Source organism: Pacificoceanicola algae (genome assembly GCF_049341065.1).
In the GTDB taxonomy this organism is placed as follows: domain Bacteria; phylum Pseudomonadota; class Alphaproteobacteria; order Rhodobacterales; family Rhodobacteraceae; genus Pacificoceanicola.
The window spans coordinates 299,255-323,986 of sequence record NZ_JBMPIX010000001.1; the positions used below are offsets into that span (position 1 = coordinate 299,255).

Below are 24,732 nucleotides of genomic sequence, written 5' to 3' on the forward strand. Positions count from 1 at the left end.
CAGATGCCAAGGGGCGCGGGCGGCGAAGAATTGCAGATCATTGTGAGGGAGAAGGAAAATGGCAAAGGTTGCATTCCTGGGTTTGGGCGTCATGGGCTATCCGATGGCGGGCTATCTCGCCAAGGCTGGACACGAGGTGACGGTCTATAACCGCACGGCGGCCAAGGCGGAAAACTGGGTCAAGGAACATGGCGGCGCGATGGCTGCGACCCCGTGCGAGGCCGCGCAGGGTGCCGAATTCGTGATGTCCTGCGTCGGCAATGACGACGATCTTCGTGGCGTCTGTCTGGGCGAGGATGGCGCCTTTGCGGGCATGGACGCGGGCAGCATCTTTGTCGATCACACCACGGTTTCGGCACAGGTCACGCGCGAATTGCACGCTGCGGCTGCGGACGCAGGTATCGCCTTTGTCGATGCGCCGATTTCGGGCGGGCAGGCGGGGGCCGAGAACGGCGCGCTTGTGGTGATGTGCGGCGGCGAAGACGGCGCCTATGCCAAAGCCGAGCCGATGATCGACGCCTATTCCAAGCTGTGCAAACGGTTGGGCGAAAGCGGGTCGGGCCAGCTGTGCAAGATGGTCAATCAGATCTGTATTGCGGGTCTGGTTCAGGGGCTTTCGGAAGGGCTGCACTTTGCCGAAAAGGCGGGTCTTGACGGACGCGCCGTGGTCGAGGTGATCGGCGGCGGTGCTGCTGGCAGCTGGCAGATGGTCAACCGCTACGAGACCATGCTGGACGATCACTTTGAACATGGCTTTGCCGTGGACTGGATGCGCAAGGATTTGGGAATCTGCCTGCAAACCGCAAATGAAAACGGCGCCTCGCTGCCGGTTACAGCGTTGGTCGACCAGTTCTACAAGGATGTGCAAAAATTGGGCGGCGGTCGCTGGGACACGTCCAGCCTGATCAAACGCCTGCGCGAGTTCGGCTGAAAATCTATTATAAAGAGAGTTAATCGCGCTGCTTGCAATTTTAGGTGGCGCGTTTTCTTTTTGGCAAAATCCCTTTGCGCAGACAGGCAAACCTCGAATTATCTTGACCTGCCGGACAGGTCAGCACGATTGCCCATTGTAATTTATATCCTGCTGGCCTTATGCTGAAAGTCAGGCTGCTGCCAATAAGGGCAGAGCCCGAAAGTTTCGCTGACCCGGATGCCAAGACAAAAGCTCCCCGTCAGACCGATCTGGTCCTCGGACCAAAGTACTGCGCCCGGACCGCCAAAAGCGACGGGCCTTGAATGGGCGCCCCCGGTTCCAGGACGGGTAGAGCGTCGGAGAAGAAACGCGATGAAGCGCGCGACGACATCGAGGCATGAGGCAGGGATCAAACAGTCCCTCCATGCCCGCGCGCGCCACCTCGCTCAGACAAGACACAGCACACGCCCTTCGGCCCCACCCGGGCCCGAGGGCGTTTTCCTGTGCAAACGGACAACATGGCAAAGAAAATGCTCATCGACGCCACCCACGCGGAAGAGACCCGCGTTGTGGTGGTTGACGGAAACAAGGTTGAGGAATTCGACTTTGAATCCGAAAACAAGCGACAGCTTGCAGGAAATATCTATCTAGCCAAAGTCACGCGGGTCGAACCCTCGTTGCAGGCGGCTTTCGTCGATTACGGCGGCAACCGTCACGGCTTTCTGGCCTTCTCGGAAATCCATCCCGATTATTACCAGATCCCCGTCGCGGACCGTCAGGCCCTGATGGAGGAAGAGGCGGCGCTGGCTGCCGAGGAAGAAGAAGAACGCGAACGCCCGAAAAAGCGCCCGCGCAGCCGGTCGCGTCGCAAACCGACGCGTGCGGAAAGCGCAAAGACGGATGATGAGGTCGTCACAGCCGAACCTTCGCTCGAACCGCGCCGTGAAATCAACGGTATGGAGACCATCGACCTTGGCGACGAGGCCGATGAACTTGAAGCCGGCGCGCCGGGCGAAGGTCTGTCGCCGATGGCGACGGTCGAAGAAACCCCGGTAGAAGAGCCCAGCGAAAACGGTCAACCCGAAGTCGCAGCCGAAGTCGCCGAAGCCCCCGTGGCTGAAAGCGATGCGGCTGAACCGGAAGCCGAAGAGGCCGCCGAAGCTGCGGTTGTGGAAGCGCATGACGACGAGGACGAGTCTGACGACGAGGCCACTGAAGCCTCGGACAAGGATGAAAATATCGAATCCGTCGCCGATGACGACACCGAAGAAGACATTCGCCCACGCCGCAAACCGCGTCCGCGCAAATACAAGATCCAGGAAGTCATCAAGGTCCGTCAGGTTCTTCTGGTGCAGGTCGTCAAGGAAGAGCGCGGCAACAAGGGCGCTGCTCTGACAACCTATCTGTCGCTGGCAGGCCGGTATTGCGTTCTGATGCCCAATACCGCGCGCGGTGGCGGTATTTCCCGCAAGATCACCAATGCTGCCGACCGCTCCAAACTGAAATCCATCGCCAATGAGATCGACGTGCCCAAGGGCGCGGGCCTGATCATTCGGACCGCCGGTGCCAACCGCACCAAGACCGAGATCAAGCGCGACTACGAATACCTTCAGCGCCTTTGGGAGCAGATCCGAGAGCTGACGCTGAAATCCATCGCTCCGGCGAAGATCTATGAAGAGGGCGACCTGATCAAACGCTCGATCCGCGATTTGTACAACCGCGAGATCGACGAGGTTCTGGTCGAGGGCGAGCGCGGCTATCGCATCGCCAAGGACTTCATGAAGATGATCATGCCGTCCCACGCGAAGAACGTGAAACATTACGCCGAGTCGATGCCGCTGTTCGCGCGCCATCAGGTGGAAAGCTATCTGTCGGGCATGTTCAACCCGACGGTTCAGTTGAAATCCGGCGGCTATATCGTGATCGGCGTGACCGAAGCGCTGGTGGCCATCGACGTTAACTCGGGCCGGGCCACCAAAGAAGGCAGCATCGAGGAAACCGCGACCAAGACCAACCTTGAAGCCGCCGAAGAAGTGGCCCGTCAGTTGCGCCTGCGCGATCTGGCCGGTCTGATCGTCATCGACTTCATTGACATGGACGAGCGCAAGAACAACGCCGCCGTCGAGAAAAAGATCAAGGACAAGCTGAAAACCGACCGCGCCCGCATTCAGGTCGGCCGTATCAGCGGCTTTGGCCTTTTGGAAATGTCCCGCCAGCGTCTGCGCCCGGGCATGATCGAGGCGACGACCCAGCCTTGTCAGGCCTGCCACGGCACCGGCCTGATCCGTTCGGACGACAACATGGCCCTGCAGGTGCTGCGCCAGATCGAAGAAGAGGGCACCCGCCGCCGTTCGCGCGAAGTGCTGGTCAAATGCCCGGTGTCGATCGCCAACTACCTGATGAACGCCAAGCGCGAACATATCGCGATGATCGAGGCCCGCTATGGCATGGCCGTTCGGATCGAAGGCGACGTGCATCTGATTGCCCCGGACTTCACGCTTGAAAAGTTCAAGACGGCGACGCGGGCCGTTCCCGAGGTGTCATCGCCCGTGGTGTCGGTCGATGCCTCTTTAATGGACAAGATTGACGAAGCCGCCGCTGCGGCCGCAGCCATCGAGGATGAAGAAGACGAAGCCGTGGTCGAGGCCGCCGCTCCCGAGGAAACGCCTTCGACGGATGAGGATGACAAACCGAAAAAGCGTCGTCGTCGGCGTCGTCGGCGGTCCAAGTCCGGTGATGCGGACAATGGGCAAGACGCGTCCGAAGGGCAGGAGGGCGAAAGCGCCAACGGCTCTGAGACGGCCCAGGCCGAAGTCGTCGAAGCCAAAACGGAAGAGGCCGAGGCAGAAGCTCAGGTCGCCACTGACGCGGTTGCCGAAGAGGGCGCTGAGACGGGTGAAGAGAAGCCCAAGAAAAAGCGCAGCTCCCGGTCGCGTTCGCGGTCCCGGTCAAAGAAAAGCGACGACGAGGCGGAAACCGCTGATGCGGAAACCCCCAAGGCCGAAGCCGCCGAGGCGACCGAGGCTGATGCTGAACCGGCCCCCAAGCCGAAACGGACCCGGACGCGCAAAAAGAAAGCGCCCGAGCCTGTCGAAAGCGAAGCAGCAGCCGAAGCACCCGTCGCGGAAACCGTTGATGTGGCGCCCGAGGTCGAAGCCGAAGCGACAGTTGCTGTGGTCGAGGCCCCGTCTGAAGCACCACAACCCGAGGAAGCTCCGGTTGTGGCCAGCGAAGAGAGTGCAGCAGAACCCGCTGACGAAGCAGAGACCGCTGCCAAACCGCGCCGCACCCGGCGCAAGGCCTCTGAGGTGATCGCCGAGGTTGTTGGCACGGCCGATGAAACCGTCGAAACCAGCCCGGCCGAGGCATCCGAACCTGCCGCAGCCGTCGCAGAAGCGGAAGTCGAGCCTGCGCCTGCTCCGCAGCCCGAACCGGTCGCTGAAACGGTCTCGGACAACGACCCGGACAAGCCGAAGAAACGCGGCTGGTGGTCGCTGGGCCGTTAAACCGCGACGCCGGACCATTACGAAAAGGACGGGCCGATGGTCCGTCCTTTTGCATTTTGTGATGCGGTTTGAAGGCTCGTATATCGACGACATTTTGTGACCTTGTCGCCTGACGGCAGTTGAAGATGTGATGTGCCGTCGATGCGACAGGCCGACTGGACGCACTGTTGTGGTATTGTCCCGCTCGAGCGATGCTCTGAAGGAGGGAAGACATGCCGTCGCAGCTCATCCAGGAAATCATCGATCAAGGCGTGCCTCTGTGGCCGCTTGTTCTGTTCGCGGTGCTTTGGGCGGTTTCATTCTTGCTGCTCGACCATTTGTTCAAACGACGTTTGAAGCTTTACGAAGCGGACATTCGCGACCAATTGACGAAACGCGATCAGAGTTTTCAGAAGAAACAGAAAGACCGGGATGCTCAGCTTCATAAGGAATTGGCAAACCTGAACAAAACTCATCAGGAACACCTGATGAGCCTGAAGGTAAATCACGACCTGCTCACGGATTTCATGCGGGCACGGCGCCAACACGTCGAAACCATCTCTGGGTATTTGCGAGAATTCGATCATTCGGTTGAGCATATTGTGTACCGAGACAACGATTATCTGAAACGGTTGCAGGAATTTTATCAAAAGACCCGCGAAGCGGTGAGGGCGGGCACGAGTTATCTGGACCAGACCTACGCAAATGCTGTCATGGCCGTGACGGATGAGGGCCGCAAGGCCGAGCAAGCGACGCGTCATTTTGATGAGGAGTCGATTGCCAATCTTGAGCGACGCGATGTGCCGGAAAATGTGCTTTCCGTTGTGCGTCCGCTGGTTGGCACAAAAAGTCCCGTATTGACGTTCGATGGCCAAGTGTCGGACCTATCGGAAGAAGACTTGTACAAGTATCGACAGATGATCCTGGACCAGAGTGATACAGACTTTGATGATGCGCTATACGGTTCGCTGAATCGCAATGCGGAACAGGCGATGCAGGAAATGATCCATTCGGTGCCAAAAGTCATGATGGACGACACCTGACCCTTAGGAATGTCTCGGGCGTGGCATCGGCAAGGCCCAAGGGGCCGTTCCATCAAATTCTGCCGGACAGCGAACCGTCAGCCGCCTTTGACAATTTCCCAGATCATCACCGCGCCATCTTCGCGGCTGTTGGCCAAATCGTGCCCGGCCTCAATGCAGAAATGCGGCATGTCCACCACAGCGGCAGGATCATCGGTGCGCACGATCAGCCGATCGCCCACCGCAAGGCTCTTGAGCCGCTTGCGGGCTTTGAGGACGGGCAGGGGGCAGAGGAGCCCGATTGCATCGAGATCATGTGTCATAGCCACGGGAATTAAAGCCTTTCACAGCAAAAGGGAATCCGTTTTGCACCGGATTATGCGCGCTTGTCACAATCCACCACGAGGATGTGACTCAAAGCCAAGGTGACGGCGCCCGCGCAATCGCCTATCCCCTTACCTATGTTTGGAATCGAGATCATCGACGCATCGCTTTTGCCCGCCATGTTCGTGGCGCTTCTAGCTGGACTGGTGTCTTTCCTGTCGCCCTGCGTGCTGCCGGTGGTGCCGCCCTATCTGGCCTACATGAGCGGTGTGTCGCTGGGCGACATGAACAAGGACACGGGACGCGGCAAAGTGCTGATGGCCGCGCTGTTCTTTGTGCTTGGTCTGTCGACGGTCTTTTTGCTGCTGGGGTTCGCTGCCTCTGCGGTGGGCTCGGTGTTTCTGCAGTATCAGGACAAGTTCAACACGCTGGCGGGCATCATCGTGATGATCTTCGGGGCGCATTTCGTTGGCGTCTATCGCATCGGTTTTCTTGACCGCGAGGCGCGTCTGGACGCCGGGGACCGCGGCGGCAGCGCCTTTGGCGCCTATGTGCTTGGGCTTGCATTTGCCTTTGGTTGGACGCCCTGCATCGGCCCGCAACTGGGTGCGATCCTCTCGCTCGCCGCCTCCGAGGCGTCGGTGACGCGCGGTACGCTGCTGTTGGGCGTTTATGCGGCGGGTCTTGGGATTCCCTTCCTGATGGTTGCGGCCTTCCTGCCAAAACTTACTGGCGCCATGTCATGGATGAAGCGCCACATGGAGCAGATTGAACGCGCCATGGGTCTCTTGCTCTGGACCATTGGTCTGTTGATGCTGACCGGGGGCTTTTCGGCGCTGGCCTTCTGGCTGCTCGACACCTTCCCGGCGCTTGGCGCGCTAGGCTGACCTCGCGTCTTCATTTTGTTCCAAATACCCTGGGGGAGTCCCGAAGGGACGGGGGCAACGCCCCCCAACCCGCCCGACACAGGCCTTACTCTTGCCGAAAATCGCCGCTACTGTAGCCTCGCAATCAGAGGTCTTGGGCAATGGGCAATCAGCAGGTCAGTCCCACGCAAATGGGATCAAAGCCCGAGGTGACGCGCCGCCGGGTCTTTTACATTCCGGGCTATGACCCCATCCATCCCCGCCGCTATCGCGAGCTATACCGTAAGGAAGGCGCGGCGCAGGCCGGAATCTCAGGCTACGAGATCGCGCTCAGCCCCAAGACCAGCGGCGGCAATTACGGCTGGCATGTCGAGAGCACTATCAATGGCACCGCCGTGCAGGCCGATGTCGAGGTGCTGGTCTGGTCCGATATCGTGCGCGACAGCATGGAAACCTCGATCCCCGCGACCTATGCGCAATTGATCCGCACCGCGTGGGAATACATCGGCTCGGGTGCGCTTTGGCGGTTGATGCGCCTGCGCAAGGGCCCTGTGATCGCGGCGCTGTACCCGATTGGCATGTTGCTGGTGCAGCTTCTGGTCGCGCTTTTGGCGGGCCATCTGCTGGGTCTGGGGCTGGCATGGCTGACGCGCTTTGTGCCGCTTGGGTCCGAAAGCACGGCGTTTGCCGCGCACAAGATGCTGGGTTCAACCGCCTATCTTGTCGGCATGATCGCGGCGCTTTGGCTCCTGCTGCGCTGGTTCAAGAAGAAAGACGGGAAGTTCTTTGCCTATTATCTGATGCATGATTACGCCTATTCCGCGCGGTACAAGGGCGCCAACCCGCCCGAGCTTGAGGCCCGCATGGCCGATTTCGCCAAGGTGATCGTCGAGGCGCTGCATCAGGACGTCGACGAAGTGCTGGTTGTCGGCCACAGCTCGGGCGCGCATCTGGCGGTCTCGATCCTGTCGGATTTGATCCGCGCCGGACAGGTGCCGGGTGATGGGCCGAAACTGTCGTTCCTCAGTCTTGGGCAGGTGGTGCCGATGGTCTCGTTCTTGCGCAACGCCGATCGTCTGCGCGCCGATCTTCGGTATCTGTCCGCAAGGTCCGAGCTCACCTGGATCGATGTTACGGCCCCAGGCGATGGCTGTGCCTTTGCGCTTTGTGATCCGGTCAGTGTTTCGGGGGTTGCCCCTGACGACAAACGCTGGCCGCTGGTGTTTTCGGCGCAGTTCACCAAATCATTGTCGCCGAAACGCTGGAAGGAACTGCGCTGGCGCTTTTTCCGGCTGCATTTCCAGTATCTCTGCGCCTTTGATGCGCCGCTGGACTATGACTATTTCCAGATCACCGCCGGGCCTTTGACCCTTGGCACGCGCTACGCAGATCGCCCGCCCTCGGCGAGCCGAATTGATCACGCGGTGTCCAAATTCACGAGCATGGCCGCATGATCCCGCCAAAGCCCAAGGCGCGGCCTGATCGCGTCTCGCTTTGGCGCTACGTCAAACTTTTTCGGCAGGACATCTTGTCTGCCCAGCCGGCACGACTCTATCGCGCCTGGATGGCCGAGTTCAAAACGCCGTTCTTTCGCTCGTATCTGGTCAACCAGCCCGACCTTGTGAAAACCGTGCTCAAGGATCGGCCGATGGATTTCCCGAAATCCGGGCGGATCAGCGAAGGTCTGCGGCCTTTGCTGGGGGAATCCGTTTTTCTGACCAATGGCGCGACATGGCAGCGCCAGCGGCGGATCATCGATCCGGCGTTCGAGGGCGGGCGCCTGCGGGAAACCTTTGCCGCGATGTGGGCCGCCTCTGATGCGGCACGCACCCGGCTGATCGCGCGGGCGGGCGAGGAGGTCGAGATTGAAGAGTTCACCAGCCACGCCGCCGCCGATGTGATCTTTCGCACGCTGTTTTCGATCCCGATCGAAGACGAGGTGGCCCAACAGGTCTTTCACGAATTCCGCACCTATCAGCGCAGTCAGCCCATCCTGAACCTTGCTGCCTTTGTGCCTTTGCCAAACTGGATGCCGCGGTTTTTCCGCAAGGACACCAAGGCCACCGCCCGCCGCATCCGCACCCTGATCTCCGGCCTGTGTGAAGCCCGCGCCGCCGAGATCACGTCTAGCACCGCACCCGACGATCTGGCGACCAAGATCATGACCACCGTCGATCCGGAAACCGGTGAGACCTTTGACGCGCAGGAGATGGTCGATCAGGTGGCGATCTTCTTTCTGGCCGGCCACGAAACCAGCGCCAGCGCGCTGGCCTGGACGCTTTACCTGATGGCCACGCATCCTGAGTGGCAGGACAAAGTGGCAGCAGAGGCGCAGGCGCTTTCGGGGGATTTTTCCGAGGTCTCGAAACTGAAGGTCAGCCGCGATGTGTTCCGCGAGGCGCTGCGGCTTTATCCGCCTGTCCCGATGATGGTGCGCGAAACGACTTGCCCTGAACATTTTCGCAACCGCACCTTGCCCAAGGGATCGCAGGTGGTGCTTAGCCCTTGGCATTTGCACCGTCATGAACGGCTGTGGGACCGTCCGGATGACTTCGACCCGGCACGCTGGCAGACCGAAAACGGCAAGACCTGCGGGCGTGAGGCTTATATGCCATTTTCGGCGGGCGCGCGCGTCTGCACCGGGGCGGGCTTTGCCATGGTCGAAGGGGTTCTGCTGCTGTCGCTTTTGCTGCGCGACATGAAAGTGGCGCCGGTGGCAGGCAAAGAGCCCGTCCCAGAGGCGCATCTGACCGTGCGGTCGCGGGATGGTATCTGGTTGAAGGTCAGCAGACGGTGACGCGATTTTCGCTTGAACGCGCGTCTTACACTCGGGCTTGGAAAATACTTTCCGACTGTTAGCGATAAAGCCGCCGCGCGCCACTACCCAGAGGCCGAACGCTCGTCTATTCAAATTGTAAATGCGAATTTTTCAGACGAGGACAGAGATGGCACAAGATCCCGAAACCTTTGAAAAGCAGGTCCAGCAGATGGCCACGGGCAAGGGCTTTATTGCGGCTCTTGACCAGTCGGGCGGCTCGACCCCCAAGGCGCTGCGTCTTTATGGCGTTGAAGAAGACCAATACGATGGCGATGAAGCCATGTTCGCCGAGATCCACGCCATGCGCTCGCGCATTATCATGGCCCCGGATTTCACCAGCGAAAAGGTGCTGGGCGCGATCCTGTTCGAACGCACCATGCGCGGCGAGATCGACGGCAAGCCTGTGCCTGCGGTGCTTTGGGAAGATCGCGGCATCATCCCCTTCCTGAAGATCGACAAAGGTCTGGAAGAAAAAGAGAATGGCGTGCAACTGATGAAGCCGATCCCCGGTCTGGCGGAACTGCTTCAGGACGCGCGGAATTTCGGGATCTTTGGCACCAAGGAACGCTCGGTCATTCACGAGGCGAACGAGGCCGGGATCACTGCCATCGTCGGTCAGCAATTCGCGCTTGGCCGTTCGGTCGTGGATGCGGGCCTGATCCCGATCCTCGAACCCGAAATCGACATCCATTCGCCCACCAAGGCCGAGGCCGAAGCGATCCTCAAGGACAAGATCGCCGCGCAGCTTGATCTTTTGGGCGAGGGCGAGCGCGTCATGCTTAAACTGACGATCCCGACCGAGGACGGCCTGTACGACTCGCTGGCAGATCACCCCAATGTGGTGCGTGTCGTGGCGCTTTCGGGGGGTTATTCCACCGACGAGGCCTGCGAACGTCTGGCGCGCCAGCCCAAGATGATCGCGTCGTTCAGCCGTGCCTTGGCCGAGGGGCTGACCAAGCAGATGTCCGACAGTGAATTCAATGCCGCGCTTGGCAGTAATATCGACAAGATCTATCAGGCCTCTCTCTGAGGGTTGTTTCTGACCGGGCGTTTCAAGCGCTCAGCTCTGGCGGGATGGAAAGGCGCACAGCCTTTCTGTCCCGTTTTTTTGTCGCGTGATTCGTCCACAGAAGTTGGTTCAAAACGCAGGCGTCAACTTTTTTCTCGCTGGGGTTGCGCGCGGTTTGGGCCGCTCTTCTTCGATTGGCCCGGCTTGCTGCACAACCCGGTTTCATCGGTCCAGAGTGTTGCCAAAGCAGAAATCCCGGACCTGAAAACCGCCAAGCGGCACCCTGCTGCCGCCATAATTCTCGGCAATTTTTAGCCGCATTCTAGTAACGCAGAGCGGATTTTTAATTGTGACAGTGCGTCGTTTGTATCTTGCTGGTTTGGCCATTGCTCCGGCACTGGCGGTTTTGTTGTTGCCTCTGCCTGCAATGAGTATGCCCGCAACACTTGCACTGAGTGGTGCGGGCAGTTTCTTCAGTCTTTGGGCCTCGTTCGGAAGCCAGCAGACAACGCGCGCCGCGACACAGAACTTGCTCCGCGGTCAGCCGACAGAGTTTGCACTCAGCGCCTCGGATACCGAAAAAGCGCGCCTGCGATTGCTGCAATCCTCGATTCCGCTCATTGAAGATCGAAATCTCCCGCCCAGTCGTGAGGACGCTGTGAACGATGTCCTGACCCGCGTCATGCGCAGCTGGGGTTATACCTGGGCAGGGGATCTGCCGCCTGATCTTGTGTGCGAACTTGATGTGCTTGACCGCCTGTTGCGCGCCCCGCCACAAGAGGCAGGGGCGCTGGCGCAACACTTTGTGCGGCCCGATCTGATGCTGGATCTGCGCGACGGGGTGAATGAAATCGCCGCCCGGCGCGCCATCCACGACCGAAATCGAAACGCGCTGGAGACAACGCAGCGTTTGTGGACCGAGCAGACCAACGGTGCATCGCCAAGCGGTCTGTTGCCTGCGCTGCAAGCGATGGGCGTTCCCGATCCTGATCTTTGGCACCGCGTGATCCTTGAACACGACAAAGCGGATTCGAACCAGCGCGAGGCGGCCCTCTGGTGCATTGAACAACCCGCTTGCGACAGGGCCAGCATCGCCAGATACATGGCTGATCTGGTGACAAGCGGCAGGCTTGTCCGTGCGGCACAATGTGGCGACATTGCCCTGCTTGATCGCCTGCGCGCGGTGATTGAAGCCGTGAATGACGGAAAATATCCGCAGGCCGAGATCGCTCTGTCCCCGCGCGACGCGGTGGCAGGCGAAGATCAGCAGTTTTCCATGGCCTTGGCGCAGCTGGCTGACCTGACCGGAGAGGCGCGCTGGCCCGCGCCCGTGGGGCTGTTTACCGATTACCCCGGCCGCGCGCCCTATCCGCGCGATAACTGGTGCCTGTGCAGCGGAGCGTTGATCGCGGAACCGCGCGCGCAAGACTATTTTCCGGATGTTCCGCGCGCGCCTTAGGGGCTGTACCTGACCGGTTGCTCGGATTAGTCAGGGCGCAAAGAAGGAAGCGCGCCGATGGATACTCCCCCCAAGACCTCTCCTCCAACCAAGTCCCACGGGCGCAAGACCATCCGCCCGACGCTGAAACCGCGCAGCCTGATGGAGGACAACCCCGATCTGGCGCAGGCCTGGCGCGCGCAGGTCATCACGCTGTTCCCCGAGGCCTTTCCCGGCATCCTTGGCATGTCCCTGACCGGCAAGGCGCTGAAGGACGGGCTGTGGCAGATGCAAACCGTCAACCTGCGAGATTTCGGCGAAGGCAAGCATCGCAATGTCGATGACACCCCGGCCGGCGGCGGGGCAGGGATGGTGTTGCGCCCGGATGTGATGGGCCGTGCCATCGACTACGCGCTGCGCCGCGCACCCGGGCCTTTGGTCTATCTGTCGCCGCGCGGACGGCGGTTCGATCAGGCGATGGCGCGCAACTGGGCGGCGCTGCCGGGGGTCACCCTGATTTGCGGCCGCTTTGAAGGGCTCGACCAGCGGGTACTGGACCATTACCGCATCGCCGAAGTCTCGTTGGGGGATTTCGTCATGACCGGCGGCGAGATCGCCGCGCAGGCCATGCTGGACGCCACGGTGCGGCTGCTGCCCGGCGTGTTGGGAAATGCTGACAGCGCGATTGAGGAAAGCCACTCCAGCGGGCTTCTGGAGCATCCGCAATACACCCGCCCCGCCGAATGGAACGGCTTGAGCATCCCCGATGTTCTGATGTCCGGCCACCACGGCGAGATCGCCAAATGGCGGCAGGCCCAGTCCGAAGCCCTGACGAAGGAACGCCGCCCCGATCTGTGGCAGGCCCACGCATCCCGAAAGGACCTCTGACATGTCCCAACACATCCTGACCATGCGCCCGGCAATCGAGGCGGACATCCCCGGGATTTTGCGCATGCTGGCCGATGATGAACTGGGCAAGGCGCGCGAAGTGGTCAGCGACCCGGTGGACCCTGCCTATCTCGCCGCCTTTCGGGCCATCGCGGAGGATGCCAACCAGCATCTGGTAGTGGCCGAAGTTGACGGGCGCGTCGTCGGCACGCTGCAACTCAGCTATCTTCCGGGCATGTCCCATCGCGGCAGCTGGCGCGCCCAGATCGAGGCGGTCCGGGTCGATAGCGCGACGCGCGGCATCGGCCTGGGAAAACGCATGATCCTGTGGGCGGTCGATGAGGCCAAGGCGCGCGGCTGCCGCATGGTGCAACTGACCTCCAATGCCAGCCGACGCGACGCCCACCGATTTTACGAAGGGCTGGGGTTCGAAGCCAGCCACGTGGGGTTCAAGAAGGTGCTGTAGGGACGCGCCCGTTTGTTGAACGCCGAGCAAAGGTCGCGTGATGTCTGAACCGTTTGCCCACTCTGCGGCTTGAACAGCCTTCCCGCATTCCATCCTTGATCTGTGTCGCGCTGCGGCCTATACGGGCGCAACTTAGAGCATCGGGGCGACTCGGTGCTTTGGGTCATTGGGGGTGCCTAACCCGGCCCCTCGCCAAACAAAGAACAGCTGACGTATCTTTTTCCCTCCGGGATCAAAGCTCTGGCCAGACATCACCCGCGGGCAAACCGCGAAGACATAAGGAGAGATCAGATGGATCTGATCGCACAGCTTGAGGCGGAGCAAGTCGCCTCGCTCGGGAAGACCATTCCCGATTTCAAGGCCGGCGACACCATTCGCGTCGGCTTTAAAGTGACCGAAGGCACCCGCACGCGTATTCAGAACTACGAAGGCGTTTGCATCAGCCGCAAGAACGGCGCCGGCATTGCGGGTTCGTTCACGGTTCGCAAGATTTCCTTCGGTGAGGGCGTGGAGCGTGTGTTCCCGCTGCACTCGACCAACATCGAAACCATCGAGGTTGTGCGCCGTGGCCGTGTCCGTCGCGCCAAGCTTTATTATCTGCGCGATCGCCGCGGCAAGTCGGCCCGTATCGCAGAAGACAGCCACTACAAGCCCCGCAAGGGCGCAGACGCGTAAGGAGAGACGAGATGAAAAAGGACCTGCATCCCGAATACCACCTCGTCACCGTCAAGATGACCGACGGGGCCGAATTCCAGACCCGCACCACCTGGGGCAAGGAAGGCGACACGCTGCAGTTGGACATTGATCCGACCGTGCACCCCGCATGGACCGGCGGCAACTCGCGCCTGATGGACCAAGGCGGCCGGGTGTCGAAGTTCAAGAAGAAATACGAAGGTCTGGGTTTCTGAACCAACGCTTCGAATTGATTGGAAACGCCGTCCCTCGGGGCGGCGTTTTCCGTTTCAGGAAGGGGAGTCCGTCAGAGGCAGGAACAGAGATATGGCTGTCCCGCTGTCGGAGCTGTCGATGTCCAGCCCGCCGCCGCTTTCGCTCGCAAACCCCAAAACCATGGGCAATCCAAGCCCGGTGCCTTTGCCCGGCGGTTTGGTGGTAAAGAACGGCTCGATCACCTTGTTCAGAGTTGCGTCAGGGATGCCGTTGCCGGTGTCGGTGAAGCTCAATTTCACATAGCGGCCAATGGCAAGGTCGCTGCCATCAATCATCGCCATGGCTGACGCGACATCGACCTCGCAGCTCGCAATGCTCAGCTGGCCGCCCTTGGGCATGGCGTCGACTGCGTTCACAACGATATTCAGCATGGCGGTCAGAAACTGACTGTCATCTACTATAACCTGCGCGGGCTGTTCTTGTAAGTGCAGGTCGATCCGCACCCACTGTGGCACGAGGCTGCGCGCCAGAGTCAGCATCTGCCGGACACTGTCGTTCGCGTCGATTTGAACGCGCTGCATCGGGGCCTTGCGGGCGTAGATCAGCAATTGCCGCACCACCTCGGCGGCCCGCTTTGCGGCTATTTGTGCTTCTTCCAATACGTGCGTGCGTTCGCGCGGATCAGTCAGGTGACCGTGCAATTCAAGGTTCCCGCTGATGGCAGTCAGAACGTTGTTGAAGTCATGTGCAACGCCGCCCGCCAGTTGACCTATGGCCGACATCTTTTGTTCCTGAACGGCCTTTTCCGCAGCAGCTTCACCGTCAAGGCGAGTCCTTCGCGAGCTTCGCATGGCCTGCGCGATATAGCCCGAAATGGCGACTGTGGCGACAACCACGGCCGTTCTGGAAACCGGATCGGCGATTTCCTGCAGTTTGCAAATCAGGATCCACATCAGCGCCGCAACGACGATCGCAATTTCCGCCGTGATCATCCAGACATAAGTATCCGCGCGGCGGATCAGGAAAATGACCACGGTTGCCACCAGGATCGTTCCGGTAAAGGACAACCCGGGGTCGTTCGTTCCCGCGAGATAGGCCGGCATCCACAAAAAGGCGATCAGGATCAAGACAAAGAGAACGCCGGCAAAATGCGCTGCACTGGCCGAGTTGATGCTTCGGTACTTGCGGAGGTAGAGGTAGAAAACCGCATGCAAGAAAAGGAAACTGGCGGGCCAAAGCCAAGCCGAAAGCCAGCCATCGTAGACATAGATCAGTACGCCGCCCAGCCCCACGCCAAGCATGCGGATGACAACCTCGGGGCGGTCGCCATATTCAACCTGAAAGAGACGTTCCATCTCTTTTCTGTGGGCCAGCATCATGGGGGGTCCAGTCAGGTAACCATTTGCCAAATTGCGTGCCTTACGTAGGGGCACATCCGATTCAATCTGCCAAAAAGCTGATGATCAGTAAACTTATCAATTCGAGATTTTGGACAATTGTGGCGAATGATGCAAAGGACTTACTTGCAGCGCAAATCCGGCTTGGCCAGCATTTCCATCAAGGCCGCATCCTCGGGCGTCTTGGAACTGAACTGGCCGCCTGCTGATTGTCGAAACCGTTCAAATTCCGCCAGACTGCGCTTGCCGATCAATCCATCCGGCGTGATCGGCCCACAACCGCGCGCCGAGAGTTCCGCCTGAAGCGAATAGCTCATCACCATGCGGGCGAGGGCCTCGGCCTCTTCCATTATATGCGCGCCGGGGCAGGCGGTCTGGGCGTGGGCCATGTGGGGCTGGATGTGTGCAGTGGGCACTTGGTAAAGGCGCTGTGCTTCGGACATCACCTTGACCATCGACAATCGCGCGGCGTCGGTCAGGCGTTCATGGGTGAAGTCACCCAAAGCCATGACCGCAAAATGCCCGTCGAAATCCGCCAGCTTTTTCGAGCCGAGGGCGGTGGATTTTGTGGCCGGTTTGAACCGGACGGGGCGGCCCTTGACGATACTGCCATCGGGGCCAACCGCATAGTGATAGGCGATCATGCCAAGGCCTGCCTCTTTGGCGTGATAAGCATTGATGTTAAGCACTCTCTGGCTGGCGCTTTGGCGCAGGCGGGCCTTGCTTGCCTTGGCGAAGAGGGCGGCATCATTACCGGCAAAGCCTTCGTGATGAAAGGTGATATAGGTGATCCTGTCCTGGGCAAAGCCGCGCATGGCTGTTTGGTCGATCACGGTGATCTTTGGCCTTTGTTCGCCGGGAACGACGATGGTGGCGGGTTCGGCCAAGAGGGCGCTTGCATAAAAGCCAAGGAACAGGGCGCAGGCAAAACGAAGGGTCATGAAAATCGCCTCATGTGGAAAAACCTATGCAGCTTAATATGGCAGAAGCCACATCAGAAGTATCGCCCATCTGGACAAGCGTCCTGTCGCCTGTCAGCATTTGATCAAATCACATTGGAGTCTTCCCATGAAGGACGCAAATTTCCTTAAAGAGAATAACGCTCGTCAGCTTTGGCACCCAATGGGCCACCCGCGCGAGATGCAAGAACAGCCGCCCAAGATCATCACCGGGGCCGAGGGCGTGAAGATCACCGATATTGACGGCCACACGGCGGTGGATGCGGTTGGCGGGTTGTGGTGCGTGAACCTTGGTTATTCCAATCAGGTGGTCAAAGACGCGATTTCCGCGCAGTTGCAGGACTTGCCTTACTATTCCGCCTTCGCGGGCAGCAGCAACCCGGCTGCGATCGAGGCCGCCTATGCCGTACAGGAGTTTTTTGCCGAGGACGGGATCGAACGGGTGTTCTTTACTTCGGGCGGCTCGGACAGTGTCGAGACCTGCATGCGGCTGGCACGTCAGTATCACCGCCTGCGCGGAGAGCCGACGCGCACCAAGTTCATCAGTCTGAAAAAGGGCTATCACGGCACCCATTTCGGCGGCGCAAGCGTGAACGGAAACAACCGGTTCCGCATCAACTATGAACCGCTCTTGCCGGGCTGTTTCCATCTGCCCGCGCCGTACCCCTATCGCAACCCATTCAACGAAACCGACCCGGCCAAGCTGGCGCAACTGATCGCGCAGGCCTTTGAGGACGAGATCGCCTTCCAGGGCGCGAACACCATCGCCGCGTTGATCATGGAGCCGATCCTTGGGGCAGGCGGCGTCATCGTTCCGGACGCGACATTCATGCCGCTGATGCGTGAGATTTGCGACCGTCATGGCATCTTGCTGATCTCGGACGAGGTGATCACCGGCTTTGGCCGCACCGGCCACTGGTCGGGCGCGCGGCACTGGGGCGTGAAGCCCGACATGATGAGCACCGCCAAGGGCATCACCTCGGGTTATTTCCCGGTCGGCGCGGCGCTGATTGGCGGCAAGGTGGCCGAGGTCTTTGAAAGCTCGGATGCCGAGGGCGCAATCTATCACGGATATACCTATTCGGCGCATCCAGTGGGGGCGGCGGCGGTGACCGCTTGCCTGTCGGAAACCCTGCGTCTGGACACCAAGACCAACGCAGCGGCGCGCGGCGCGCAACTGTTCGAAGGCGTGCAGCGGCTGGCGAAAAAGTACGACATCATCGGCGATGTGCGCGGCGGGCATGGATTGATGACGGGGATCGAACTGGTCAGCGACAAGGCGGCCAAGACGCCGATGGACATGGACACCATGAAGCGCATCCACCAGACCGCCTATGAGGCCGGGGCAATGGTGCGTCTGGGCGCACACAACATCCTGATGTCGCCGCCCCTCACCATCACCGAACCCGAGGTCAATGTGATCGTCAAGGCGCTGGACGCGGGGTTTGCCGCCGCCTGACAGATCCGGCCGTCGCTTGGGGCTCGGGCAAACCGGACGCTGAAAATCAAAAAGGGGCCGCGATTTGCGGCCCCTTTGCTGTGTGTGGAAAGTCAGGCGTCAGTGCTTGAACTTCTTGATCTCGCCGGACTTGAGGCGGGACAGGTAGCTGTCCAACTCACGCTTGACGATGGGCATCAGGAAGTAGAGGCCGAAGATGTTGACCACGGCCATGGCAAAGATCGCCGCGTCCGAGAAATCGATCACCGGGCCAAGGTTGGCCGCTGCACCGATCACCACAAAGATGCAGAAGATCACCTTGAAGGTCACTTCTTTGCCTTTGCCCTCGCCAAAGAGGTAGGTCCATGCCTTGAGGCCGTAGTAGCTCCAGGAAATCATGGTCGAAAAGGCGAACAGGACCACCGCAAGGGCCAGAACGTAGGGGAACCACGAGAAGGCGGATTCGAACGCTGCCGAGGTCAGGCCAACGCCCGAGGCTCCGGTGGCCGTCTTGATAGCGCCGCCTTCGACGATATAGAGGCCGGTTTCCGGATCGGTCACCAACTGCCCGGTGATCACGATGACCAGCGCGGTCATGGTGCAGATCACCACCGTGTCGATGAAGGGCTCGAGCAGGGAGACAAAGCCTTCGGTGATCGGTTCTTTGGTGCGCACCGCCGAGTGGGCAATAGCTGCGGAGCCGACGCCCGCTTCGTTCGAGAAAGCCGCCCGCTTGAAGCCCTGGATCAGCGCGCCAACCATGCCGCCTGCCACGCCAAGCCCGGTAAAGGCACCCGCGAAGATCTGGCCAAAGGCCCAGCCGATCTGGTCATAGTTCATCACGATGATGATCAACGCCGCCGCCACATACATCACGCCCATGAAAGGCACGATCTTTTCGGTGACTTGCGCGATGGACTTCAGGCCGCCAATGATCACGGCAAAGACGATGACGGCAAAGATCACGCCAGTGATCCAGCCGGGGTAGTCGCCGACGATGCCCGAAATCTGCTGGTGCGCTTGATTGGACTGGAACATGTTGCCGCCACCAAGCGAGCCGAGGATACAGAAGATCGAGAACATGATCGCCAAAAACCGCCCGCCCGGCAGTTCGCGCTCGGCAAAGCCTTTGGTCAAGTAGTACATGGGACCACCGGACACCGTGCCGTCTTCGTATTCATTGCGGTATTTCACGCCCAGCGTACATTCGGTGAACTTCGACGCCATGCCCATCAGGCCAGCGAGGATCATCCAGAAGGTCGCGCCCGGCCCGCCAATGCCGACGGCCACTGCCACGCCGGCGATATTGCCTAGTCCGACGGTGCCGGAAAGGGCGGTTGCGAGCGCCTGAAAGTGGCTGACCTCGCCTGCGTCATCGGGATCGGAGTAGTCGCCCTTGACCAGCGCGATCGAATGCGCGGCAGCCCGAAACTGGATGAAGCCGAAGTAGATCGTGAAAACCGTGGCCGCGGTCACCAGCCAGGCCACGATCCATGGGAAACTGGTTCCGGGAAAGGGACTGAAGATCGCGGAAACAAACCAACCGGTCGAGTTGGCGAATATCTCGTTGACCTTTTCGTCGATGGTCTGGGCCTGTGCCAATACCGGCGATGCCGTGGCCACCAGTCCCGCAGCGGCCAGCGCCGCGCGTGTCTTGAATGTTGTCATGAAACTGTCCTGTTCTGTCGAAGCGCTTTAAGGAACAATCGTGCAAGGCACCGGTGCGATCTGCACCAGCGATCCTGCGACCGATCCGAAGACCCGGCTGCCAAAGGAAGAATGCCCATCACGTCCAAGGACGATCTGCGTGGCGCCTTCGGCTTCGGCGATCTTGCAGATGGTCTCGGCGATATGGCCGTATTTGATCACCGTTTCGATCTGGACCCCGCTTTTTTCCGCCGCAGCTTTGGCCGGGGCAAGGATCGCGGTTTCCGCGCGTTGCATTTCTTCTTTGCGGCGCTTGTGACGCTCTTCAAGTTCGGTCGGCGTAAGGAACGAATAGGGCGACCATTCCAGAACATGGGCAATCACCACGCTGCCCCCCTGCGCGTGGGCGCGACCCGTAGCAAACGCCAGCGCCCGATTGGCGGCTTCGCTGCCATCAAAGCCGACGACAAATTTGTCGGTCATCTTGAACTCCCTGTCAGATGTCATGCCTTATCTTGGCACAACTCTAGGTTAGCAGAGGTTGCGCAGGCTATTGGTCCTAAAATGCTTGGCTTTCCGGTGAATGCGCCCGAATTTTGCGCGAAAGACGAGAAATTCAGGCGAAAATTTCACTGCATTTGCGTCATGGGGACGAATTTTGGCGCAGGCCTTGGCCGCTGCGACGGGATTACCCATATGTTATTCGCTTTTATGAATGTAAAAGCGACCATCATCTGAGTCCCGGATCCGAGGAGACCTGCCGTGGAATTCAAGAAAATCAACGAGGACATCACAGTCTCGCCGCAGATCGCGCCCGGACATCTGGCCGAGATCGCAGCGGCGGGATATCGGTCGGTCATCTGCAATCGCCCTGACGGCGAAGGTGCCGACCAGCCCACCTATGACGAGATTGCCCAGGCGGCGGCCGATGCTGGCCTTGAGATTCGGAATCTGCCCATCGTCAGCGGTAAGGTCACGGACGAAGACGCCGACGCCTTTGGCAAGGCGATGCGCGAATTGCCCGGCCCGATCTTCGCCTATTGTCGCACCGGTACGCGGTCAGCGACCTTGTGGTCGCTCAGCCAGGCCAAGACCATGGCGCCGGCAGAGATCCTTCAAGCCACAAAGGCGGCAGGCTACGACATGGCGGGCGTTGTGCGCCGCATCGTCAACGGCGGCAAGACCCCGACGGATGAGGGTGACGCAAAGTTCGACCTGGTCGTGGTTGGCGGCGGCGCGGCGGGGATCGCCGTTTCGTCTTCGCTCAAGGCGCGCAAGCCGAACCTCGAAATCGCAGTGATCGACCCGGCGGAGGTGCATTATTACCAGCCCGGCTGGACCATGGTTGGTGGCGGCATCTTTGAGGCGGAAAGCACCGTGCGCACCATGGGCAGCCTCATCCCCAAGGGTGTTCACTGGATCAAATCCGCTGTGGCGGCCTTTGAGCCGCAGAACAACGCGGTGATCCTGGATGGCTGCCGGGTGGTGAAATATGATCGCCTGATCGTCTGCCCGGGGCTCAAGCTGAACTGGCACGGCGTCGAAGGCCTTGTGGACACACTGGGCAAGAACGGCGTGACCTCGAACTACCGCTATGATCTGGCGCCCTATACATGGGAGCTGGTGAAGGGGCTGAAAAAGGGCCGCGCGCTGTTCACCCAGCCGCCGATGCCGATCAAATGCGCCGGCGCACCGCAAAAGGCGCTGTATCTGTCGGGCGATCATTGGTTCCGCAATAGCGTTCTGAAGAACATCGACATTCAGTTCATGAACGCGGGCGGCGTGCTGTTCGGCGTCAAGGACTATGTTCCGGCGCTTGAGAAATACATCGAGAAATACGACGCGACGCTGAACTTCTTCCACAACCTCGTGGCGGTCGATGGCCCGGCCAGGAAGGCCACCTTCAAGATCGCCAAGCCGGACACCGAGGCCACCGAGGTGACGGTCGACTTTGACATGATGCATGTCTGTCCGCCGCAGACGGCACCGGACTTTATCCGCGTCTCGCCCTTGGCGGATGCGGCGGGTTGGGTCGATGTCGATCAGGCCACCCTGCGGCACAAGACCTATGACAACGTCTGGAGCCTTGGCGACGTGATGAACGCGCCAAATGCCAAGACCGCCGCCGCGGCGCGGATGCAGGCGCCCGTGGTGGCCGACAACATCGCCGCCGATATAGACGGCAAATCGCCCACCTCGATGTACAACGGCTATGGGTCCTGCCCGTTGACGGTGGAGAAGGGCAAGATCGTTCTGGCCGAGTTCGGCTATGGCGGCACGCTGTTGCCCAGCTTTCCCAAGTGGGTCATCGACGGCACCAAACCTACCCGGGCCGCTTGGCTGCTGAAAGAGCAGATCCTGCCGCCGATCTACTGGAAGGCCATGTTGCGCGGCAAAGAGTGGATGGCCAAGCCCGAGAAGGTTTCGGCCAAGTGAAACGCTGCGCCCCGGGTCCGGCCCGGGGCGCACAGCCCTTGAAATGCTGGGATTTTCGCTTGGGCTTTTACAACATTTTTGGAACAGGAGGCGTTTGCCCCTTCACAAATTCTCAATTTTGAATATATAGACGCCAAATCGCGCTAAACCCCGAGTCTCTTTTTCGACTTGGTGATACAGGACAGAGCCCATGCAAATGCCCCGGCTGACCGCTTCCAGCTTTACCCGTTACCTGCCCATCCTGACATGGGCGAAAGATTACAACCGGGATACCGCGACCTCGGACCTGGTGGCGGCGGTGATCGTGACGATCATGTTGATCCCGCAATCGCTGGCCTATGCCTTGCTGGCAGGGCTTCCGGCGGAAATGGGGCTGTATGCCTCCATCCTGCCGCTGATCGCCTATGCGATCTTTGGCACCAGCCGGGCGCTGGCGGTGGGGCCGGTTGCGGTTGTCTCGTTGATGACGGCGGCCGCGATTGGAAATCTGGGGCTTTCCGATCCGGTGCAGATCGCCATCGCGGCGGGCACGCTGGCCTTTATCTCGGGTGTGATCCTGTTGGTGCTGGGGGTGCTGCGGCTTGGCTTTCTGGCCAACTTCCTGAGCCATCCGGTGATCGCAGGCTTTATCACTGCCTCGGGGGTGTTGATCGCCGCCAGCCAGCTCAAACATATCTTTGGCATCGACATGCACGGCCACACGCTGATCGGATTGGTCGAAACGCTGTTCGAACATCAGTCCGAGACCAATGTCATCACGCTGTTCATCGGGGTGTTCGCCGTGGCCTTCCTGTTCTGGGTCCGCAAGGGGTTGAAGCCTTTGCTGCTGAACATGGGGCTCAAGCCGCGTATGGCTGATATTCTGGCCAAGGCCGGGCCAGTGGGGGCGGTGATCGTGACCACGTTGGCGACCTTCCTGTTCGGTCTGAACGACAAAGGCGTGAAGATCGTCGGCGAAGTGCCCATGGGTCTGCCGCCGCTGACCATGCCCAGCCTGTCGCCCGATCTTTGGAGCCAGCTGTTCATCTCGGGTCTGCTGATTTCGATCATCGGCTTTGTTGAATCCGTTTCGGTGGCGCAAACCCTTGCCGCAAAACGCCGCCAGCGCATCGACCCGGATCAGGAGCTGATCGGCCTTGGGGCCTCGAACATTTCGACAGCCATGTCGGGTGGCTTCCCGGTCACCGGCGGGTTTTCACGCTCGGTCGTGAACTTTGACGCCGGTGCTGAAACGCCTGCTGCCGGGGCCTATACCGCCGTCGGCATCGCCATCGCGACGCTGCTGCTGACGCCGCTGCTGTATTTCCTTCCCAAGGCCACGCTGGCCGCAACCATCATCGTTGCCGTGCTCAGCCTTGTGGATTTCTCTATCCTTGGCAAAGCCTGGCGCTATTCCAAGGTGGATTTCGCCGCCGTTGCCGCCACGATCTTTCTGACCCTTGGCATCGGGGTCGAGGCTGGGGTGTCCGCTGGGGTGATCCTGTCGATCGGTCTGCACCTTTACAAGACTTCGCGCCCGCATGTGGCCGAGGTGGGCCTTGTTCCCGGCACTCAGCATTTCCGCAACATTCACCGCCATCAGGTGGATACGCAGGACGAGATCGTGACATTGCGCGTGGATGAAAGCCTGTATTTCGCCAATGCCCGCTTTCTTGAGGACTACGTGCTGAACCGGGTGGCCTGCGATCAGCCGCTGAAACATGTGATCCTGATGTTCCCGGCTGTGAACGAAGTGGACATGAGCGCGCTGGAAACGCTGGAAGAACTGAACCGCCGTCTTGAGGAAATGGGCATCAAGCTGCACCTTTCCGAAGTCAAAGGCCCGGTCATGGATCGCTTGAAGCGCAGCCATTTCCTTGATGAACTGACGGGCGAGGTTTTCCTGTCGCAATACGACGCCTGGCAGAAGCTCAAGTCACAGCCCCTGCGCGCGGTCTCATAAGGGAACGCGGCCCTTGGCGGTCAGGTGCAAGACCTGATCGCCTTCGAAGACGGCGGCGCTGAGCGGGCGACCATAGCCCGCCCCGGTGTCCATGTTCAGACGGTTGGGGCGCAGATCGGGATAGTCAGTCTCTACGGGCGAATGGCCATGCACGATCAAGGCGCCGTGGTCGCGTGTGTCGGGCAGGAATTCGTCGCGCACCCACAGCATGTCATCCTCTTGCTGCAAGGACAGCGGCACGCCGGGGCGCACCCCGGCATGGACAAAGAATTTGCCGTCCTCGATATGGTTCAGCTGAAGCCCCTCCAGGAACCGCAGGTGCGTTTCGGGAATGGCGGCGCGCAGGGCCTCCAAAACCTGACCAAGCTGGGGCTGGGGGATCGGGTCGATCCCATAGTCGATCATCTGATCGCTTGGCGCGTTCAGGCTTTGCAATAGCTCGGTGGTGTCGAGATAGGAATTCAAGGTATCCACCCCGCCCAGCCGTTCATGCAGCCAGCGTTTGCCCGACAAGATCCGCTCATCATCGCTTTTGCCGGTCTCGACGAACCGCTGGAACATGCGGTCATGATTGCCTTTGATGAAAATCCAGTCGCGGCCCTCGGCCTGACCGCGCAGGAACAGGTCAATCACCCCTTTTGAATTAGCACCGCGATCCACGTAATCGCCCAGGAACACGATGCGCGCCGCGCTGCCGCCGTCTTTTTCGATCAGGGCAAGCGTGTCTTCCAGCATGCCCAGTTGTCCGTGAATGTCGCCGATCGTGTAAGTGGTCATCTGCCGCTCCTGTTCTTGG

At 60.1% G+C, this 24,732-nt stretch carries 21 protein-coding genes; 15 read left to right on the forward strand and 6 right to left on the reverse strand.

Going from position 1 to position 24,732, the window contains the following annotated elements:
• The first annotated feature begins 58 nt into the window (after positions 1-58).
• The 3 genes from ACOYQJ_RS01430 (at position 59) to ACOYQJ_RS01440 (ending at position 5,441) form a co-directional block, all read left to right on the forward strand.
• Positions 59-931: an NAD(P)-dependent oxidoreductase gene (locus ACOYQJ_RS01430; RefSeq protein ID WP_422904211.1), complete on the forward strand. Its 873-nt coding sequence runs from the start codon at positions 59-61 to the stop codon at positions 929-931.
• A 500-nt stretch (positions 932-1,431) separates the two neighbouring features.
• A complete protein-coding gene (locus ACOYQJ_RS01435) occupies positions 1,432-4,419 on the forward strand; it encodes an Rne/Rng family ribonuclease (RefSeq protein ID WP_422904212.1) in 2,988 nt (995 codons plus the stop codon).
• Between the two features lie 212 nt (positions 4,420-4,631).
• Positions 4,632-5,441 (forward strand): hypothetical protein, encoded by an 810-nt coding sequence (locus ACOYQJ_RS01440; protein ID WP_422904213.1) that lies wholly within the window; start codon positions 4,632-4,634, stop codon positions 5,439-5,441.
• A 77-nt stretch (positions 5,442-5,518) separates the two neighbouring features.
• Here the strand turns inward: ACOYQJ_RS01440 and ACOYQJ_RS01445 are convergent, their stop codons facing one another.
• A complete protein-coding gene (locus ACOYQJ_RS01445) occupies positions 5,519-5,743 on the reverse strand; it encodes a sulfurtransferase TusA family protein (RefSeq protein ID WP_422904438.1) in 225 nt (74 codons plus the stop codon).
• A 138-nt stretch (positions 5,744-5,881) separates the two neighbouring features.
• On the opposite strand from ACOYQJ_RS01445, the gene ACOYQJ_RS01450 reads away from it, so the two are divergent.
• The 9 genes from ACOYQJ_RS01450 to rpmE all read left to right on the forward strand — a co-directional run bounded on the left by ACOYQJ_RS01450 (position 5,882) and on the right by rpmE (position 14,137).
• Positions 5,882-6,631: a cytochrome c biogenesis CcdA family protein gene (locus ACOYQJ_RS01450; protein WP_422904214.1), complete on the forward strand. Its 750-nt coding sequence runs from the start codon at positions 5,882-5,884 to the stop codon at positions 6,629-6,631.
• 140 nt (positions 6,632-6,771) lie between these two features.
• Entirely contained in the window at positions 6,772-8,064 is a 1,293-nt protein-coding gene (locus ACOYQJ_RS01455; RefSeq protein ID WP_422904215.1) for a hypothetical protein, read from the forward strand.
• The gene (locus ACOYQJ_RS01460) at positions 8,061-9,407 is read left to right on the forward strand and encodes a cytochrome P450 (RefSeq protein ID WP_422904216.1); all 1,347 of its coding nucleotides are present in this window, start codon (positions 8,061-8,063) and stop codon (positions 9,405-9,407) included. The genes ACOYQJ_RS01455 and ACOYQJ_RS01460 overlap by 4 nt, the downstream gene beginning before the upstream one ends.
• Positions 9,408-9,555: 148 nt before the next feature.
• Positions 9,556-10,458: a fructose bisphosphate aldolase gene (locus ACOYQJ_RS01465; RefSeq protein ID WP_422904217.1), complete on the forward strand. Its 903-nt coding sequence runs from the start codon at positions 9,556-9,558 to the stop codon at positions 10,456-10,458.
• A 637-nt stretch (positions 10,459-11,095) separates the two neighbouring features.
• Entirely contained in the window at positions 11,096-11,896 is an 801-nt protein-coding gene (locus ACOYQJ_RS01470; protein ID WP_422904218.1) for a hypothetical protein, read from the forward strand.
• Between the two features lie 57 nt (positions 11,897-11,953).
• Positions 11,954-12,763, forward strand: a complete 810-nt coding sequence (trmD, locus tag ACOYQJ_RS01475; protein ID WP_422904219.1) for a tRNA (guanosine(37)-N1)-methyltransferase TrmD — start codon at positions 11,954-11,956, stop codon at positions 12,761-12,763.
• Between the two features lies 1 nt (position 12,764).
• A complete protein-coding gene (locus ACOYQJ_RS01480) occupies positions 12,765-13,229 on the forward strand; it encodes a GNAT family N-acetyltransferase (protein ID WP_422904220.1) in 465 nt (154 codons plus the stop codon).
• Between the two features lie 291 nt (positions 13,230-13,520).
• Positions 13,521-13,904: a 50S ribosomal protein L19 gene (gene rplS / locus ACOYQJ_RS01485; RefSeq protein ID WP_422904221.1), complete on the forward strand. Its 384-nt coding sequence runs from the start codon at positions 13,521-13,523 to the stop codon at positions 13,902-13,904.
• A gap of 11 nt (positions 13,905-13,915) precedes the next feature.
• A complete protein-coding gene (gene rpmE, locus ACOYQJ_RS01490; protein WP_422904222.1) occupies positions 13,916-14,137 on the forward strand; it encodes a 50S ribosomal protein L31 in 222 nt (73 codons plus the stop codon).
• Positions 14,138-14,191: 54 nt separating this feature from the next.
• Here the strand turns inward: rpmE and ACOYQJ_RS01495 are convergent, their stop codons facing one another.
• Both ACOYQJ_RS01495 and ACOYQJ_RS01500 read right to left on the reverse strand, forming a co-directional pair.
• The gene (locus ACOYQJ_RS01495; RefSeq protein WP_422904223.1) at positions 14,192-15,493 is read right to left on the reverse strand and encodes a sensor histidine kinase; all 1,302 of its coding nucleotides are present in this window, start codon (positions 15,491-15,493) and stop codon (positions 14,192-14,194) included.
• 143 nt (positions 15,494-15,636) lie between these two features.
• Entirely contained in the window at positions 15,637-16,455 is an 819-nt protein-coding gene (locus ACOYQJ_RS01500; protein WP_422904224.1) for an N-acetylmuramoyl-L-alanine amidase, read from the reverse strand.
• 127 nt (positions 16,456-16,582) lie between these two features.
• Between ACOYQJ_RS01500 and ACOYQJ_RS01505 the strand changes: the two genes are divergently transcribed.
• Complete coding sequence (locus tag ACOYQJ_RS01505; RefSeq protein ID WP_422904225.1) at positions 16,583-17,932, forward strand: aminotransferase class III-fold pyridoxal phosphate-dependent enzyme; 1,350 nt, start codon at positions 16,583-16,585, stop codon at positions 17,930-17,932.
• Positions 17,933-18,031: 99 nt separating this feature from the next.
• Here the strand turns inward: ACOYQJ_RS01505 and ACOYQJ_RS01510 are convergent, their stop codons facing one another.
• Both ACOYQJ_RS01510 and ACOYQJ_RS01515 read right to left on the reverse strand, forming a co-directional pair.
• On the reverse strand, positions 18,032-19,579 hold the full coding sequence (locus ACOYQJ_RS01510; protein ID WP_422904226.1) for an alanine/glycine:cation symporter family protein: 1,548 nt from the start codon (positions 19,577-19,579) through the stop codon (positions 18,032-18,034).
• 27 nt (positions 19,580-19,606) lie between these two features.
• Complete coding sequence (locus ACOYQJ_RS01515) at positions 19,607-20,041, reverse strand: universal stress protein (RefSeq protein ID WP_422904227.1); 435 nt, start codon at positions 20,039-20,041, stop codon at positions 19,607-19,609.
• 279 nt (positions 20,042-20,320) lie between these two features.
• Between ACOYQJ_RS01515 and ACOYQJ_RS01520 the strand changes: the two genes are divergently transcribed.
• Positions 20,321-21,994 (forward strand): bifunctional protein tyrosine phosphatase family protein/NAD(P)/FAD-dependent oxidoreductase, encoded by a 1,674-nt coding sequence (locus tag ACOYQJ_RS01520; RefSeq protein WP_422904228.1) that lies wholly within the window; start codon positions 20,321-20,323, stop codon positions 21,992-21,994.
• 190 nt (positions 21,995-22,184) lie between these two features.
• Positions 22,185-23,936, forward strand: a complete 1,752-nt coding sequence (locus tag ACOYQJ_RS01525) for a SulP family inorganic anion transporter (RefSeq protein ID WP_422904229.1) — start codon at positions 22,185-22,187, stop codon at positions 23,934-23,936.
• On the opposite strand, the gene ACOYQJ_RS01530 is transcribed toward ACOYQJ_RS01525, so the two are convergent.
• Positions 23,931-24,713: a metallophosphoesterase gene (locus tag ACOYQJ_RS01530; RefSeq protein WP_422904230.1), complete on the reverse strand. Its 783-nt coding sequence runs from the start codon at positions 24,711-24,713 to the stop codon at positions 23,931-23,933. The two genes, ACOYQJ_RS01525 and ACOYQJ_RS01530, sit on opposite strands and share 6 nt — an antisense overlap.
• Positions 24,714-24,732: the final 19 nt, after the last annotated feature.

Bases quoted from the DNA above. Each gene is read 5' to 3' on its own strand.
- ACOYQJ_RS01430 (WP_422904211.1), top strand. From the start codon at position 59: ATGGCAAAGGTTGCATTCCTGGGTTTGGGCGTCATGGGCTATCCGATG.
- ACOYQJ_RS01435 (WP_422904212.1), top strand. From the start codon at position 1,432: ATGGCAAAGAAAATGCTCATCGACGCCACCCACGCGGAAGAGACCCGC.
- ACOYQJ_RS01440 (WP_422904213.1), top strand. From the start codon at position 4,632: ATGCCGTCGCAGCTCATCCAGGAAATCATCGATCAAGGCGTGCCTCTG.
- ACOYQJ_RS01445 (WP_422904438.1), bottom strand. From the start codon at position 5,743: ATGACACATGATCTCGATGCAATCGGGCTCCTCTGCCCCCTGCCCGTC.
- ACOYQJ_RS01450 (WP_422904214.1), top strand. From the start codon at position 5,882: ATGTTTGGAATCGAGATCATCGACGCATCGCTTTTGCCCGCCATGTTC.
- ACOYQJ_RS01455 (WP_422904215.1), top strand. From the start codon at position 6,772: ATGGGCAATCAGCAGGTCAGTCCCACGCAAATGGGATCAAAGCCCGAG.
- ACOYQJ_RS01460 (WP_422904216.1), top strand. From the start codon at position 8,061: ATGATCCCGCCAAAGCCCAAGGCGCGGCCTGATCGCGTCTCGCTTTGG.
- ACOYQJ_RS01465 (WP_422904217.1), top strand. From the start codon at position 9,556: ATGGCACAAGATCCCGAAACCTTTGAAAAGCAGGTCCAGCAGATGGCC.
- trmD (WP_422904219.1), top strand. From the start codon at position 11,954: ATGGATACTCCCCCCAAGACCTCTCCTCCAACCAAGTCCCACGGGCGC.
- ACOYQJ_RS01480 (WP_422904220.1), top strand. From the start codon at position 12,765: ATGTCCCAACACATCCTGACCATGCGCCCGGCAATCGAGGCGGACATC.
- rplS (WP_422904221.1), top strand. From the start codon at position 13,521: ATGGATCTGATCGCACAGCTTGAGGCGGAGCAAGTCGCCTCGCTCGGG.
- rpmE (WP_422904222.1), top strand. From the start codon at position 13,916: ATGAAAAAGGACCTGCATCCCGAATACCACCTCGTCACCGTCAAGATG.
- ACOYQJ_RS01495 (WP_422904223.1), bottom strand. From the start codon at position 15,493: ATGCTGGCCCACAGAAAAGAGATGGAACGTCTCTTTCAGGTTGAATAT.
- ACOYQJ_RS01500 (WP_422904224.1), bottom strand. From the start codon at position 16,455: ATGACCCTTCGTTTTGCCTGCGCCCTGTTCCTTGGCTTTTATGCAAGC.
- ACOYQJ_RS01505 (WP_422904225.1), top strand. From the start codon at position 16,583: ATGAAGGACGCAAATTTCCTTAAAGAGAATAACGCTCGTCAGCTTTGG.
- ACOYQJ_RS01510 (WP_422904226.1), bottom strand. From the start codon at position 19,579: ATGACAACATTCAAGACACGCGCGGCGCTGGCCGCTGCGGGACTGGTG.
- ACOYQJ_RS01515 (WP_422904227.1), bottom strand. From the start codon at position 20,041: ATGACCGACAAATTTGTCGTCGGCTTTGATGGCAGCGAAGCCGCCAAT.
- ACOYQJ_RS01525 (WP_422904229.1), top strand. From the start codon at position 22,185: ATGCAAATGCCCCGGCTGACCGCTTCCAGCTTTACCCGTTACCTGCCC.
- ACOYQJ_RS01530 (WP_422904230.1), bottom strand. From the start codon at position 24,713: ATGACCACTTACACGATCGGCGACATTCACGGACAACTGGGCATGCTG.